Here is a 13,819-nt window from a genome sequence, read left to right on the forward strand (position 1 = left end):
AGCTTCGTGGTGTCGGTTCGTTCCGCGCGGGGGATTCCGCGACTAGCGTGCGTGACCACGCCAGTCCCCAAGATCACGGAGGTTCACCCATGAACGTGTCGAGACGAGGGCTGCTCGCGGCGAGTGCGGGCGTCGCGGGTGGCTTGGGCGTCGGCGGCGGGACGGCGAGCGCCGCCCCCGGCCTCGGCGGTCCCCGCCTTCGCACCGGCTTCGAGCGCCTGGTGGACAGCGGCTACGCGGTCCTCGCGGGCCAGAAGGTCGGCATGGTCACCAACCCGACCGGGGTCACCCGCGACGTACGGCACATCGTCGACGTGATGCACGCAGACGAACAGGTCGACCTGCGGGCCGTGTTCGGGCCCGAGCACGGCTTCCGCGGCACCGCGCAGGCGGGCGGTTCAGAGGGGAAGACCGAGGACCCGGCGACGAAGCTCCCCGTCTACGACACGTACTTGAAGAGCGGTCAGGCGCTCGCCGACATCTTCACGGAGTCCGGCGTCGACACGATCGTCTTCGACATCCAGGACGTGGGCGCGCGCTTCTACACGTACATCTGGACTCTCTACGACTGCATGGAGGCGGCGCAGCTCGCCGGGAAGCGGTTCGTGGTGCTCGACCGCCCGAACCCGGTCACCGGCCGGAACGCCTACGGGCCCATCCTGGACCGGAAGTTCGCGAGCTTCGTGGGCCGCCGCGAGATCGCGCAGGCGCACGGCATGACCGTCACCGAGCTGGCCCGCCTGTTCAACGGCGAGTACCTGGAGCACCCGGTCGAGCTGGAGACGGTCACCATGTCCGGCTGGAAGCGGCGCGACTTCTACGACGCGTCGGGGCTGCCGTGGGTGCCGCCGAGCCCCAACATGCCGACGCCCGACACGGCCCTCGTCTACTCCGGCACCTGCATGTTCGAGGGCACGCTGCTCTCCGAGGGCCGCGGCACCACCCGCCCCTTCGAACTGCTCGGCGCGGAGGGCATCGACGCGCGGTGGGCGGCGGCCGCCAATGAACTCGGGCTGCCCGGCGTGCACTTCAGGGAGGCGTACTTCGCGCCGACGTTCTCCAAGTTCCAGGGCAAGACGATCGGCGGCGTCCAGATCCACGTCGACGACCGCGAGGCCTTCGAGCCCGTGCGCACCGGCATCGGTCTGCTGGTGACGGCCAAGAAGTCCTGGAAGGACTTCGGCTGGCGGCCCGACAACGCGATCGACCGGCTCACCGGCTCGACCCGGGTGCGCACGATGGTCGACGCGGGCGCGTCCACGGACGAGATCGTCGGGGCGTGGCAGCAGGAACTGGCCGCGTTCCGGGGCGTTCGGCGCAAGTACCTCGCATACAAGTGACCGCCAAGTAACCGTCATCTCGGTATCCGGGACGGGCATTCCGAGATATTGACTGGACCGTACACGGACAACGACAGTCTGCTCGTGCTCAAAGACGAATCGACCAGGGAAGACGCCGCCACGGCCACGACGCCGCAGGCCTCCGAACCGGAGAGCCTGCGCCGCGTGGCCGTGGCCAGCTTCATCGGCACGGCCATCGAGTTCTACGACTTCTACGTCTACGGAACGGCCGCCGCGCTCGTCCTGAACGCCGCGTTCTTCCCGAACCTCACCCCGATCAACGCCACCCTCGCCTCGTTCTCGACGTACGCCGTCGCGTTCGCGACCCGCCCGATCGGCTCGCTGATCTTCGGTCACTTCGGCGACCGGATCGGCCGCAAGTCGGTCCTGGTGGCCTCGCTGCTCCTGATGGGCCTGTCGACGGCGTTCGTCGGCCTGCTCCCCGGGTACAGCACCCTCGGCCTGTGGGCGCCGGTCCTGCTCGTGCTGCTGCGCTTCCTCCAGGGCGTCGGGCTCGGCGGCGAGTGGGGCGGCGCGGCGCTGCTCGCGGTCGAGCACGCGCCGAAGGGCAAACGCGGACTGTTCGCGGCGTTCCCCCAACTCGGCCCGTCCGTGGGCTTCTTCGCCGCCACCGGAATCTTCTGGCTGCTCTCGGAGTCCCTCTCGGACGAGGCGTTCAAGAGTTGGGGCTGGCGCATCCCATTCCTGCTGTCGTTCCTGCTCGTGGCGGTCGGTCTGTTCGTCCGGCTGAAGATCAGTGAGACCCCGGTCTTCGCCAAGGTGATGGCGGAGCAGGAGGCCAGCAGGGCACCGGCGTTGGAGGTCTTCAAGCGCCACCCGAAGGAGATCCTGCTCGGCGCCGGCGGCATGATCATCGCGTACGGGCTCTTCTACACCGCCACGACGTACTGCCTCGCCTACGGCACCACGACGCTCGGCGTCCCGCGCTCCACGATGCTCGCCGTGTCGCTCGTGGCGTGCCTGTTCCTCGCGGCCGGCACCTGGCTCGCGGCGACCCGCTCCGACGCGGGCGGCCGCCGCAAGATGGTGCTCATCGGCTCCAGCCTCGCGATCGTGTGGGGCCTGGCCCTGTTCCCGCTGATGGACACCGAGAAGCCGGTGCTCATCGCGCTCGCGCTCGGCGGCGCCCTGTTCTGCATGGGTGTGGTGTACGGGCCGATGGGCGCGTACCTGCCGGAGCTGTTCGGGGCGAAGGTGCGCTACTCCGGTGCCTCCTTCGCGTACAACCTGGGCGGCGTCCTCGGCGGCGCGGTCTCCCCGCTCATCGCGACGCGGCTGCAGAGCGCGCTGGGCTCTTCGTCGGTGGGCTGGTACGTCAGCGCCATGGCGGTCGTGTCACTGCTGTGCGTGCTGACCCTTCCGGAGACACGGGAGCGCCAACTCGCCTGAGCAGTCCGTCAATTGACGACGGAACATCTGGCCAACCCCCGGGTACGGCGGGACGATGCGCGGCACGCGTTGCCGCACGACGCCTACCACGGGGGTTCGCCATGTCCGCACCCAAGGCACGCCAAGCACCTGAAGTCCACGTCAGGCCCTACTGGGAGCTGAGGTTCGACGCCGACGGCGATCCGGATCCCGGGCAGCTCGCCACGCTCCTGCGCGAAGCGCCCCAGGTGCGCGATCTGGTGGTCTTCGCGCACGGCTGGAACAACGACCGCTCCATCGCGACCCGCCTCTACGACCGCTTCTTCGCACCGTTCCCCGCCCTGGCGCCCCGGGCCTCCCTCGGCTACGTGGGGGTGCTGTGGCCGTCCATGCGCTTCACGGACGAACGGATCCCGGACTTCGAGCACACCGCCACCACCACGTCCGTGATCCCGCGGACCACGCTCGACAAAGGCACCCGGCAGGGGCTCGTCGAGGCGTTCCCGCGCAGCGAGCCCGTCGTGGACCTGCTGGCGCGGCGCCTGGAGGAGCAGCGGGACGCGGCGTCCGCCTTCGACGAGTTCGGCGGTCTCGTACGGCAGTTGGTCGGGGTCGGGCCCACGGTGTCCGGCGCCGACACCTCGGAGGACGACGGCCCGCACAGCACGCCCGCGATGCTCCACGAGGACACCAGGGCCATGTGCCTGGAGTTCGCGGCGGCCCTGGAGACGGCGGCGGGGCCGGGCGCCGCGACGGCCTTCAAGCTGCCCGGCGGGCTCGCGAAGGCGTGGAAGGGCGCGCACGAGCTGCTGCGCCAGGCGACGTACTTCGCGATGAAGCGCAGGGCGGGCAAGGTCGGCAAGTCCGGTCTCGGTCCCGCGCTCGGCCGGCTCGCCGAGGAGGCGCCGCTGGTGCGGGTGCACCTGGTGGGACACAGCTTCGGCGCGCGACTCGTCTCCTTCGCCCTCGCCGGAATGCCGAACTCGGTCCGCAACGTCAAGTCGGTGACGCTCCTTCAGGGCGCCTTCTCGCACTACGCGTTCGCGGGCCGGGGCGCACTGAAGGGCCGCCAGGCACGCGTGGACGGACCGCTGGTGGCGTGCTTCTCGCGGCACGACACCGCGCTGAGCGTGATGTACCCACTGGCGTCGCGGCTCGCGGGCGACGACAGGGCGCTGGTCGACCTCGGCGAACGCTGGGGCGCGCTCGGCCACGACGGCTTCCAGGACGTCGACGGCGCGGTGCGCTTCACCCTGGCCGACGTGCTGCGCGCCGGCGTACCGGGCGCGGGCTGCGTGAGCGTGGACGCGGCACAGGTGGTGCGCAATGGGTCCCCGCCTTCGGGGGCCCACAGCGACATCTGCCACGCGGAGCTGGCCCGGGTGGTGCTGGGCGCGGGGCGGGTCACCACGTAGGCGGCCCGCCCCTGTGCCTGTCTGTGCCTACCTGTGCGCCGGGAACTCCACGACCTGCTGGTACGTGGGGCGGTTCTGCCACTGGATGTTGCGGTGGGTGATGCCGCCGACGGCGCGATGGCCGATGCTGTCGGCGCACCACTGGTCGCCCGCCTTGCAGGTGTCGTCGCCGGGGTAGACCTCGGTCGCCGGCTTGGCGGCGGCCTCGGCCAGCGTGGCGAGGAGGACGTCCCGGCAGGCCGAGAGGTCGCCGGAGCCGCAGTACGTGGCGCCGAGCTTCCCCTTCACCGGTTCGCCGAGCACGGAGCGCAGGTCCTTGTCGGCGTAGCCCCACCAGCCGTACTGGAAAGCCGATCCGGCGTGCGAGCCGGTGGGCCCGTGGCCCGCGGACGGCGCCTCGTCGACGGCCAGTTGCGAGGTGAGGGACTTGTAGAGGTCCTCGCCGAGGCCGGGCTTGAACTCGGCCTCGATCATCCGCGGCCACCAGGCGTCCATGATCCGTACGGCGTCGGGGTGGGCGTAGGTCTTGGACCCCGCGGACGTCTGGTTGCGCTGCGCGCCCGCCTTCTCCCAGGCCTCCAACTGCTGGACGGCCTTGGTCAGTTGCGGGTTGTCGAGGTCGCCCAGCGGCTTGCTGCGGATGACCTTGAGCATCTCCGGCAGCACCTGCTCACCGCGCAGGTCGGTCACGGCGGCCTCCTCCATGGCCCGGGTGAGCGCGGCCCGGGTCACCCCGCCGCGCTCGGTGAGCTTCTTCACCCGGTCGTTCAGCAGGTCGGCCCGGTGCACCGCACCCATGCTGAAGTTGGGCGAGGAGAAGCCCTTGGCCTGCTTGTTGTTCCAGGAGACGTAGTAGTCCTGGCCGACCGAGTTCGGATGCTGGGACGGCGGCGTCTCGGCGGACGTGTTGTCGGCCGGGTCGAAGTCCTTCCACTCATAGGCCTGTTCGCCCCGCACCGGCAGCGACATGTCGACGTCCTTGGCGCGCACCGGGTTGGTGCCGCTGTTGTAGTACGCGATGTCGCGCGAGTCGGCGTAGAACCAGTTGAACGCGTAGTTGATGTGCTGCGCCGCCTTCTGGAACGACGCGGCGTCCGTGACGTAGGACGGGTCGTTCAGCATCTGGAAGCCGAGGATCGAGTCGGCCTCGTGGCGGTACGTGGAGCGAAGTGCCGTGTAGGCGACGGGTTTTCCGTCCACGGTGGCGCGGTGACTGACGACCCCGTACTTCGTTCGGAAGATCTGCATCCGGTAGGAACCGGCGGCCGTGGAGTCGGCGATCGTCGGCTTCCAGGCGTTCTTCTTCTCCATCTTCTCCATCGGCGTGCAGGTGCCGCGGTACATGTACGAGGTCGACTGCCGGGTGGGCGTGGAGCCGTCGGCCTCGCACAGCGGGACCGCGTACGTGTCGGTGATGTCCTGGGTCGCGGAGGTCGCGGACCACGCGTAGTCCTGGCCGCGGCCGAGCTGGACGTACATGCCGACGCCCGCGAAGGAGACGCCGCGCGCGCTGATGCCCGGACCCTGGAGCTCCTGCATCATCAGCAGCTGCGGCGCGAAGTAGCCGGTCTGCGGGCCGAACACGGCGACCGGGTTGCCGGACGCGGTGTGCTTGCCGGAGACGAGGAGAGCGTTCGACATGCCCTTCTTGGACGCCGAGCGCGTGAACAGGTCGGAGGGCAGCACCCCGTCGTCGTTCATGCCCTGCAAGGGCTTGAGCTTGGCGGGCGCCTTGACGGGATCCTTCTTGACCTCCGTCGACTTCGTCGCGGCCGAGCCCTGCCGGTCGTAGACGAGGGGCTCCTTCTCGACCGAGCCCTTGTCGGGGAGCGCCTGCCCGCGGGCGTTCTTCGGCTTCTCGCCGTACGGGAAGCGGGTGCCGTCGTGGATCGTGGTGACGGCCTCCGGGTCCTCGCGGCCGCGGAAGGACTCCCAGACCTCGGTGCCCTTCTCGACGCCGTACTTCTCCTGCGCCTTGAGCAGCGAGAGCGCAGCGTCGACCTCCCCGCCGCCGCCGTTGCCGAAGAGTCCGCCGACCACAGAGGCCAGCGCGATCATGTCGGTCACCTTGAACGGCTGGATCTCGCCCACGTTCGTGATCGCGTCGACCTTGCCGGTGAGCACGTACTCGCCGGGGAAGTAGCGGCCCTTCTTCGACTTCTCCCGATAGGCGTTGAGGCCGTCGATATAGGCCTGCGCGTCGTCCATGGCCTGCTTGCCACGGGCCCCGCCGGTGCTCTTGATGTAGTCGACCTGCTGTTCGAGGTCCTTTTCGGTGTACGGGGCCTGCGGCCAGAACTCCTGCTCGAGCCCCTTGTTCGCGAGTGCGCCGCCCGCGAACGACGTCAATTCGCCGCGGCCTATGTGACGGAACAGGTCGATCAACCAGAGGCGGTCCTGACCTGCGGCGAAGCCGGCGCCGAATTCTGTTCCGTAGCGCGAGGAACCTTTGATGTGGGGTACGCCGTTCTTCTTGTCACGGGTGATCGTGACGTCCTCGCGGGGACGGGTGACCGAAGCGACCTGATCATCCTTGACGCCGAAGGAGGAATCGTTGAAGAAGTTCGTGAGTGTGTCGTCGGTGAGAGACGGATACCCGGACGACAGCGCGTCATAAGGACCGAGTTGATCGTCGGCATGCGGAGGTTGGGTGCCCAGCAATTTGTTGCCGAGGATCTGGGCGAGTGTGGCGCTGCCGTTCGCACCGGGCGGCAGGATGTCCGCGCACTGACCCTTGCAGTAGTCGGCGGCGGTCTCCTGGGCGGGTTCGTCGGCGGCGTTCGCGGTCGACGCTGGAGAGAGCAGTCCGGCGGTGAGCACAAGTGCCGCCAGGGCCGTAACTCTCTTCGTCAGGCTTCCCATAAGGCTTCCCATGGCACCGGAGGTTACCGACGGTTAGCCGGGGACAGAAGATGAACATGCGTCACGTTTTCGGAATCGGCACAGGTGCCGCTCAGGTACTCCCAAGCCTCAGAAGACAACCATGATGGCCCCCATCCGAAATCAGATGGGATCCACCGGCCTTCGAGGGGATCCGAATCGCGTGTCGATACGTCTACTCGGCGACGTCGTTTCATGGCTGCGACGACGCCGACGTACGTGTGACGGAGGTGCAGGGCGATGGCCGGATTCCGAAGTCTGGCGAGACAGGTGCGTGATCCGCTGAGCGATCTGGCACTGCGGCGCTATTCACTGCGCAAGTGCCTTGAGAGATTTGCCCCTTACGGGCACCGAGCGACCTGGGACCACCTCTGCTCCCGGGCGGGGTTCGACCCCGAGGACCGCTCCCCGGACCCGGCCCGCCTGGTCGCGGCGCTGGAGGAGCTGGAGGAGGCGCGGGCCGTCTGGCTCGCGTACGAAGTCGCCTTCGCGGAGCGCAGGCGCAAGGAGAAGCACGACGGGCTGCGCAGCCCGGGCAGCGTGGACGACTGGCACCGGCTGACCTGGGGCGGATTCGGAGTCGCCTGGTGCGACGACCCGTCCGTGCATCCCACGGAGCCGCTGGCCGAAGTGCTGCGCAGGCTCATCACCGCACTTGAGCGCGACCCCGGCGCGTGCTGCCCCGTGTGCACGGGCACCCGCCTGGTCTGGCAGCACGATCTGGCGCACGAACCCTCCTCGGGCCCCGTGTGCACCCACTGCGGCATCGTCGTGCCGCGGCCCGTCCTGACTCCCATGGCACTGGCGGAGGCCAGGCTGGCGCGGGTGCTCGTCTCCGCGTAGGCCGGCCCGCCACCACCAGGTGACGTACAGCGCGACGGGGGTGCGGCCCTGACCTCGGCGCACCCCCGGGCACGAAGGGGCCCTAGTCCGGCGCGACCTCCAGGCGCTGCCGGTTGAGCAGGTACCTGGGCAGGTACGGCAGGTCCGTGCGGACCGGGAAGTCCATGTCGTACGCGAGGCATGCCAGCGCGAGCGGGCCGAGCGCCACACGGGCGCGCGGCGCGGCCGACTCGCCCCAGTAACCGGCGTGCTGCACAAGGGATTCCGCGAGCGCCTCGCCGAAGGCCTCGTGGTCGTGCGTGAGCAGCCGGTGGAACAGCGCGACGGGCTGGTAGTCGACGAGGTTGAGGAAGTCCTTCGGCGCGAGCGTCGTGGTGTCGGGGTGCGAGGCCTTGATGGTGGTGACGAGCCGGTCCACGACGTCGTCGACCGGGCGGCGCAGCCAGTGGCTCTGCAACACGTCGATCCAGTGCGACACGTAGTCGTCCACGGGCACGCCGCCGCGCAGCGAGTCGAGCGGCACCTGGCACAGGCGCGTGGTGCGCTCGCGGTCGCGGGTGACGAGGGTGAGGTAGAAGGCGTCGAGCCAGGCGCGGGCGGCGTCGCCACTGGCCGCCAACTCCCCGCCGTCGTGCGCGGGTTCGTCGTCCTTGCCGTCGGAGAACAGGGCGCATCCGTGCCGCTGCGCCGCGAGCCACGCGTCCCACGTCTCGACGCGGGCGCCGTCGGGGTCGCCCTCCGCGTGCGCGAGGGCGTCGACGAGCGCGGCGGCGAAGGGCTCCCGCTCGGCCTCGGGCACGGCGGGCCCGGCGGGCCCGGCGGAGGCGAGCCGACCCGCCCGGTCGAGCGCGCGCAACGCCCGCATCACGTCGACGAGTTCGCGCGGCGGCCGCTGCTCGACGGTGCCGGCCGCGTCGTCGACGGCGGTGAGCGAGGTGAGGCGCCCGTCGTGCCACCAGTAGACGCGGGGCGAGAGCGGTCCCGGCCCTTCGTCGTGGGCCCGGACGGCGTACGTGGCCAGGTCGTCGACCGCGTCGGCCGCGCTCCCGTCGACGATCGGGTGGAAGGCGAGCAGGTGCCGGGTGGGCACGGCCACGAGGGCGCCCGCGTCCGGCATCCGCCGCCCGGTGACCTCCGCGACCACCTCGGGCAGCGCGACGGCCCTGGTTGCCACGGAGTGCGCGTCGCCGTACACGGAGTAGAGGACGGGGTGCCCGTCGAGCCGCACCTCCTCGTGCCGCATCGGCGCCCGGGTCAGGGCGCGGCGCGCGGCGGCCCACAGCTCGTCGGCCCCGGCCCGCGCCACGTCCTCGTCGGTCAACAGACGTACGGAATCGGCCCCTTCGAGGGCGAGCGCGAGCCGCAGCCCGTCGGCGACCTCGCGCGCGTGCACCGGCGTCGCCGGGCCGACGGCGTCCGCGGGCACGAGCCGCAGACACGTCCCCGCCAGCAGCTCCTCGGCGTCCTCGCCGCCCTGCGAGGCGTCCGCGAGCGCCGCGACGTGCGCGTCGACGAGCGCGGGCCAGTCGCCCTCGGGCGCCCCTTCGCACCGCCGCGCGAGGTTCGCCAGCGGGAAGAGGTGCCCCTCGCGCTTGACCGCGTCACCGACGAGGACGTAGCCCGATTCCGCCCCGTATCGCGCCCGCACACAGGCGGCCACGAGCGCCCGGAGCCGCTCGGCCTGCGGCGTCGCGAGCATGGGCAGGTGCGAATCCAGAGCCTCGTTCTCAGTCACGGTGGCGACTCTACGAGGCATGGGGCGCCCGAAGCGGGCCAATCCGGAAGACCGCCCCGAACCGGGGGCGGCGGCCCGCCACCGGGCCCCGTCAGGGGCTGAGGACGTCCGTCTGGATCGCCAGCTTGAACTCGGCCAGCGTGATCGGCACCTTCAGCGGGGTGCCGCCCGAGCGGGCGGAGACCTTGAAGCCGACCGGGGTGCCTGGATGCACGAACATCTGCCAGGTGTACGAGCGGAACTGCCCGCCGCCCGTGGGCGAGATGTCGGTGGTGGCGGTGGAGTCGTAGCCGGTGCCGAGGCCCAGCGGGTCGCGCACGAAACGGGCCCGGTACTCGGTCGCGCGGGTGTCCGCGCCCCAGAAGACCAGCGCGGACAGCGTGCCCCAGCCGTCGTGGCTGGGCCAGATCAGCCCCGAGCGGGCGTCCGGGTACCGCGACGTGCCGCCGCCGCCCGCCGGGTCGTGCATGGCCCAGGGGTCGTAGGACTCCTCGGCGTCCTCGTACGGGAAACGCACGAGGTGGTAGCCGTCGTCGTCGTAGACGAGGGACTGCGCGCCCGTGCGGGCGGACTCGTACTTGAGTGAACTGATCGCCACTGCCATGCCGTTCGGCCTCCCCGTGGTGACTGGTGCGACGCATGGTCGCGCCAAGTACGGCCGCCGACAAGGGGTGTCGCGCACTACGGTGCGGCGACGCCCACGACGAGGACCCGGGTGCCCGGCTCCAACGGGCGCCAGCGGTGGGCGAGTCCGGCGGCGCAGTACAGCGTGTCGCCGCGCTCCAGGACGTAGTGGGTGTCGTCCACCTCGGTCTCGATCGAGCCGTCGGCGACGTACATGACCTCGTCCCCGGCGTGCCGGAAGACGCGCTCCCAGTCGTGGTCGCCGGTGAACTCCAGGGCGTGCAGCCGCTGTTCGCCGCGGACGAGCGGGCGCGCGCCGTCGGCCATCGCGGGCTTCTCCGCCGCGCGCACCACGTCGACCGGGCGGGGCGGCTCGGCGGAGGCGAGGAGTTCGACGGCGGTGGTGTCGAGGGCGTCGGCGATGCGTTGCAGCGAGCCCATGCTCGGGCGCGAGCGACCGTTCTCCACCTGGCTGAGGAACGGGACGGAGACGCCGGCACGGCGGGCCACCTCGGCGAGCGTCAGCTCCAGGCCGCGCCGCCTGCGTCGAATGCCCGGTCCCACGTTCATGAACTTGTAACGCCCTTTCGCCTCGGCCCCTGTTCCCCAGCACCCTACCGCCGTGGTTAACTCCTTAACCAGCACTTAAAAAAGTTAACCACCGGTGTCATCACCGACCTCACCACTGGATGGAGGGCCTCCATGGCTCGTGTGGACCAGAACCAGCGCCGCCGCCGCGGCACCGGACTCCTCGCCCTCGACGAGGACGCGGCGTTCGGCGGCTACACGCTCTTCGCCCCGCTGACCGGCACCGGCGAGGTGTATCTGATCGACCTGCACGGCGAGGTCGTCCACCAGTGGAACCTGCCGAACCGGCCGGGCCGGCACGCCCGCATCCTCGCCAACGGCAACCTCGCCTACAACGGCGTCCTGCCCGACGAGCCCGCCCTGTTCCCCATGTGGCACAAGTACCGCGGCGGCCTCATGCAGGAGATCACCCCGGACGGCACGGTCGTGCGCGAGCACCGCGACCCGCTCCAGCACCACGACGCCCATCACTACGGCGACGGCCGGATCCTCTACACCGCCCTCGAAGCCCTGACCGGGGACGCGGCGGCCGGCGTGCGCGGTGGCGTACCGGGGTCGGAAGCGGGCGGCGACACGATTTGGGCGGACACGATCGTCGAGGTCGACGCCGAGGGGAACACGACCTGGGAGTGGAAGGTCTCCGAGCGCCTCGGCCGCACGGACTTCCCGCTGCACCCGGACTACGCCCGCGAGCACTACCCGCTGATCAACAGCGTGCTGCCGCTCGCCGACGGGAACATCCTCGCGAGCTTCCGCTCCGTGTCGGCCGTCGTCGTCATCGAGCGCGCCACGGGTGACATCGTCTGGCGCTCCGAGCCGGGAGTGGTGTCTCAGCAGCACTGCCCGACCGAGCTGGAGAACGGCAACTTCCTCGTCTTCGACAACGGCGTCTTCCGGCCGCACTGGGACGTGCCGTTCAGCCGCGTCATCGAGATCGAGCGCTCCAGCGGCAAGATCGCCTGGGAGTACCACGACCCGGCGCGCGAGTCCTTCTTCGCGCCGTTCATGGGCAGCGCCCAGCGCCTCCCGAACGGCAACACGCTGGTCACCGACTCCCCCGCCGGCCGCCTCTTCGAGGTGACCGAGGACGGCTACCTCTGCTGGGAGTACATCGTGCCGTTCTTCGGCGGCTACTCCGAGGAAGAGGTGCGCAAGCTCTTCCCGTCGGAGCCCAACGCCGTGTTCCGCTCCTACCGTTACTCCGCGGCCGAGCTGCCGTGGCTGAACCGGTGACCGCGACCGTCGCACCATCCGTGGCACCTGTCGACGAGCGGCTGCCCCTGAAGCGGCTCGTCCCCCTCGCCTGCCAGCACGTGCTGGCAGGCGTGGCGGCGCCGGTCTCCTCCGTCATCCTCATCGCGACGACGCTGAAGCTTTCGACGGCGCAGACAGCCTCGCTGCTCAGCGCGACCCTCGTGCTGTGCGGGGTGGGCGCGCTGCTCCAGTCGCTCGGCGTCGCGGCGCTGCGGGTCGGCGCCCGGCTGCCGTTCCTGATGCTGCCGGGCGGCGCCGCGGTGGCGATCTTCCTTCAGATCGCGCAGGAGTACGGCCCGGCGACGGCCTCGGGCTCCGTCCTGGTCGCGGCCGCCTTCCTGCTCTGCGTGCTCCCCTTCTACGGGCGCCTGGTCCGGCTGTTCCCGCCCCTGGTCATGGGCACGACGGTCGTCCTCATCGGCATCAACATGATCAAGGTGACCGCGCCGATGGTCGCCTCGGGTCCTGGCCTCGGCTTCGCGACGCTCGGTGTGATCGCGGTGTTCTTCCTCGTCCTGCGGGGCGTGTGGCGGCAGATGGCGGTGCTGCTCGGCCTGGTCTGCGGCACGGTGCTCGCCGCGGTCGTCGGCACCGACATCGAGGTGGCGCACGGCGGCATCTTCGCGCTGCCCGACCCCTTCCCGTACGGCGCCCCGCACTTCGACCTGCTCGCCGCGATCCCGCTCCTGGTCTTCGCCCTCGCCTCGCTCGCCGAGGCCACCGGGCAGACCGTCCTCAACAGCGAGGCCGTGGGCCGCACCCCCGACGCGGGCCGCGACGTGCCGCGCATCGCCCGCGCCGACGCGCTCGTCTCGCTCTTCTCCGGCCTCTTCGGTACGTCGCTGATGGTGACCAGCGCCGAGAACATCGGCATCGTCCAACTCACCCGCGTACGCAGCCGATTCGTGACGGCGGCGGCCGGTGTGCTGCTGGTCGTGTGCGGCCTGATCACGCCGCTGACCCGGGTCCTGGCGGCGATCCCGGAGCCGGTGGTGGGCGCGGCGGGCCTGGTCATCTACGCCGTCATCGCGGTGATGGGCTTCGGCATGCTCTCCCGTACGGACCTCTCGCACGGGACGGACAGCGTCGTCATCGCGCTCGCCCTGGTGATCGGCATGCTGCCGATCGTGTCCCCGGAGATGTACGCGGAGCTGCCGACGTGGGCCCGCACCCTGTTCGGCAGCGGGGTCGCGGCCGGGGCGATCGCGGCGGTGGTGCTCAGCGCGGTGTTCCGGACCCTCGGACCTGGGCTCGCGCCTACGACGCCGGACGCTCCCGGCGCTCCCCCATCAGACGGGAGCCCGTGAGGCGCTCGCCGAAGACGTCGTCCGGGTTGGACAGGACGCACGTTTCCAGGGACAGGCACCCGCACCCGATGCAGTCGGTCAGATGATCCCGCAGCCGCCCCAACTGCTTGATCCGCTCGTCCAGTTCGGAGCGCCAGACCTCCGAGAGGCGCGCCCAGTCGTCCCGGTTCGGGGTGCGCTCCTCGGGGAGCTCGGCGAGGGCGTCCCGGATCGTGGCGAGCGGGATGCCGACGCGCTGGGCGGCCCGGATGAAGGCGACGCGGCGCAGGGTGTCGCGGCCGTAGCGCCGCTGGTTGCCGGAGGTGCGGCGGCTGCTGATCAGTCCCTTGGACTCGTAGAAGTGGAGCGCGGAGACGGCGGCGCCGCTGCGCGCCGACACCTGGCCGACGGTGAGCTCGTGGATCTTCTCCGGAATCTGTGGCACCCGCCCGAGAGTAGACGACC

Annotated in this window: 11 protein-coding genes; 6 read left to right on the forward strand and 5 right to left on the reverse strand. The window is 70.7% G+C overall.

The annotated features are described in order from the left end of the window. Positions 1-89 precede the first annotated feature (89 nt). The 3 genes from ACIA8D_RS12825 (at position 90) to ACIA8D_RS12835 (ending at position 4,144) form a co-directional block, all read left to right on the forward strand. On the forward strand, positions 90-1,340 hold the full coding sequence (locus ACIA8D_RS12825) for an exo-beta-N-acetylmuramidase NamZ domain-containing protein (RefSeq protein ID WP_399231417.1): 1,251 nt from the start codon (positions 90-92) through the stop codon (positions 1,338-1,340). An 84-nt stretch (positions 1,341-1,424) separates the two neighbouring features. Beyond that, positions 1,425-2,750, forward strand: a complete 1,326-nt coding sequence (locus ACIA8D_RS12830) for an MFS transporter (protein ID WP_399231419.1) — start codon at positions 1,425-1,427, stop codon at positions 2,748-2,750. 101 nt (positions 2,751-2,851) lie between these two features. Further along, positions 2,852-4,144, forward strand: a complete 1,293-nt coding sequence (locus tag ACIA8D_RS12835; RefSeq protein ID WP_399231421.1) for a serine-threonine protein kinase — start codon at positions 2,852-2,854, stop codon at positions 4,142-4,144. A 27-nt stretch (positions 4,145-4,171) separates the two neighbouring features. Here the strand turns inward: ACIA8D_RS12835 and ACIA8D_RS12840 are convergent, their stop codons facing one another. Further along, positions 4,172-7,006, reverse strand: a complete 2,835-nt coding sequence (locus ACIA8D_RS12840; protein ID WP_399231422.1) for a penicillin acylase family protein — start codon at positions 7,004-7,006, stop codon at positions 4,172-4,174. A 258-nt stretch (positions 7,007-7,264) separates the two neighbouring features. Here ACIA8D_RS12840 and ACIA8D_RS12845 point away from each other — a divergent pair, with 258 nt between their 5' ends. After that, on the forward strand, positions 7,265-7,867 hold the full coding sequence (locus tag ACIA8D_RS12845) for a hypothetical protein (RefSeq protein ID WP_399231424.1): 603 nt from the start codon (positions 7,265-7,267) through the stop codon (positions 7,865-7,867). A gap of 82 nt (positions 7,868-7,949) precedes the next feature. Here ACIA8D_RS12845 and ACIA8D_RS12850 read toward each other — a convergent pair whose 3' ends face one another. The 3 genes from ACIA8D_RS12850 to ACIA8D_RS12860 form a co-directional block, all read right to left on the reverse strand. Further along, positions 7,950-9,602 (reverse strand): Imm49 family immunity protein, encoded by a 1,653-nt coding sequence (locus tag ACIA8D_RS12850; protein ID WP_399231426.1) that lies wholly within the window; start codon positions 9,600-9,602, stop codon positions 7,950-7,952. A 91-nt stretch (positions 9,603-9,693) separates the two neighbouring features. Then, positions 9,694-10,206, reverse strand: a complete 513-nt coding sequence (locus tag ACIA8D_RS12855) for a hypothetical protein (RefSeq protein WP_399231427.1) — start codon at positions 10,204-10,206, stop codon at positions 9,694-9,696. A 77-nt stretch (positions 10,207-10,283) separates the two neighbouring features. Next, complete coding sequence (locus ACIA8D_RS12860; protein WP_399231429.1) at positions 10,284-10,796, reverse strand: helix-turn-helix domain-containing protein; 513 nt, start codon at positions 10,794-10,796, stop codon at positions 10,284-10,286. Between the two features lie 132 nt (positions 10,797-10,928). Here ACIA8D_RS12860 and ACIA8D_RS12865 point away from each other — a divergent pair, with 132 nt between their 5' ends. Together ACIA8D_RS12865 and ACIA8D_RS12870 are read left to right on the forward strand one after the other, a co-directional pair. Then, positions 10,929-12,047 (forward strand): aryl-sulfate sulfotransferase, encoded by a 1,119-nt coding sequence (locus ACIA8D_RS12865; RefSeq protein ID WP_399231431.1) that lies wholly within the window; start codon positions 10,929-10,931, stop codon positions 12,045-12,047. Between the two features lie 20 nt (positions 12,048-12,067). Next, on the forward strand, positions 12,068-13,375 hold the full coding sequence (locus tag ACIA8D_RS12870; RefSeq protein ID WP_399231433.1) for a uracil-xanthine permease family protein: 1,308 nt from the start codon (positions 12,068-12,070) through the stop codon (positions 13,373-13,375). Here ACIA8D_RS12870 and soxR read toward each other — a convergent pair. Beyond that, the gene (gene soxR / locus ACIA8D_RS12875) at positions 13,326-13,799 is read right to left on the reverse strand and encodes a redox-sensitive transcriptional activator SoxR (RefSeq protein ID WP_399231435.1); all 474 of its coding nucleotides are present in this window, start codon (positions 13,797-13,799) and stop codon (positions 13,326-13,328) included. The two genes, ACIA8D_RS12870 and soxR, sit on opposite strands and share 50 nt — an antisense overlap. Between the last annotated feature and the right edge of the window lie 20 nt (positions 13,800-13,819).

This window comes from Streptomyces sp. NPDC051684, from assembly GCF_044453445.1.
Lineage (GTDB): Bacteria > Actinomycetota > Actinomycetes > Streptomycetales > Streptomycetaceae > Streptomyces.

Excerpts from the sequence above, each read along its gene's own strand:
- ACIA8D_RS12825 (WP_399231417.1), top strand. The coding sequence starts at position 90 with ATGAACGTGTCGAGACGAGGGCTGCTCGCGGCGAGTGCGGGCGTCGCG.
- ACIA8D_RS12835 (WP_399231421.1), top strand. The coding sequence starts at position 2,852 with ATGTCCGCACCCAAGGCACGCCAAGCACCTGAAGTCCACGTCAGGCCC.
- ACIA8D_RS12840 (WP_399231422.1), bottom strand. The coding sequence starts at position 7,006 with ATGGGAAGCCTGACGAAGAGAGTTACGGCCCTGGCGGCACTTGTGCTC.
- ACIA8D_RS12845 (WP_399231424.1), top strand. The coding sequence starts at position 7,265 with ATGGCCGGATTCCGAAGTCTGGCGAGACAGGTGCGTGATCCGCTGAGC.
- ACIA8D_RS12855 (WP_399231427.1), bottom strand. The coding sequence starts at position 10,206 with ATGGCAGTGGCGATCAGTTCACTCAAGTACGAGTCCGCCCGCACGGGC.
- ACIA8D_RS12860 (WP_399231429.1), bottom strand. The coding sequence starts at position 10,796 with ATGAACGTGGGACCGGGCATTCGACGCAGGCGGCGCGGCCTGGAGCTG.
- ACIA8D_RS12865 (WP_399231431.1), top strand. The coding sequence starts at position 10,929 with ATGGCTCGTGTGGACCAGAACCAGCGCCGCCGCCGCGGCACCGGACTC.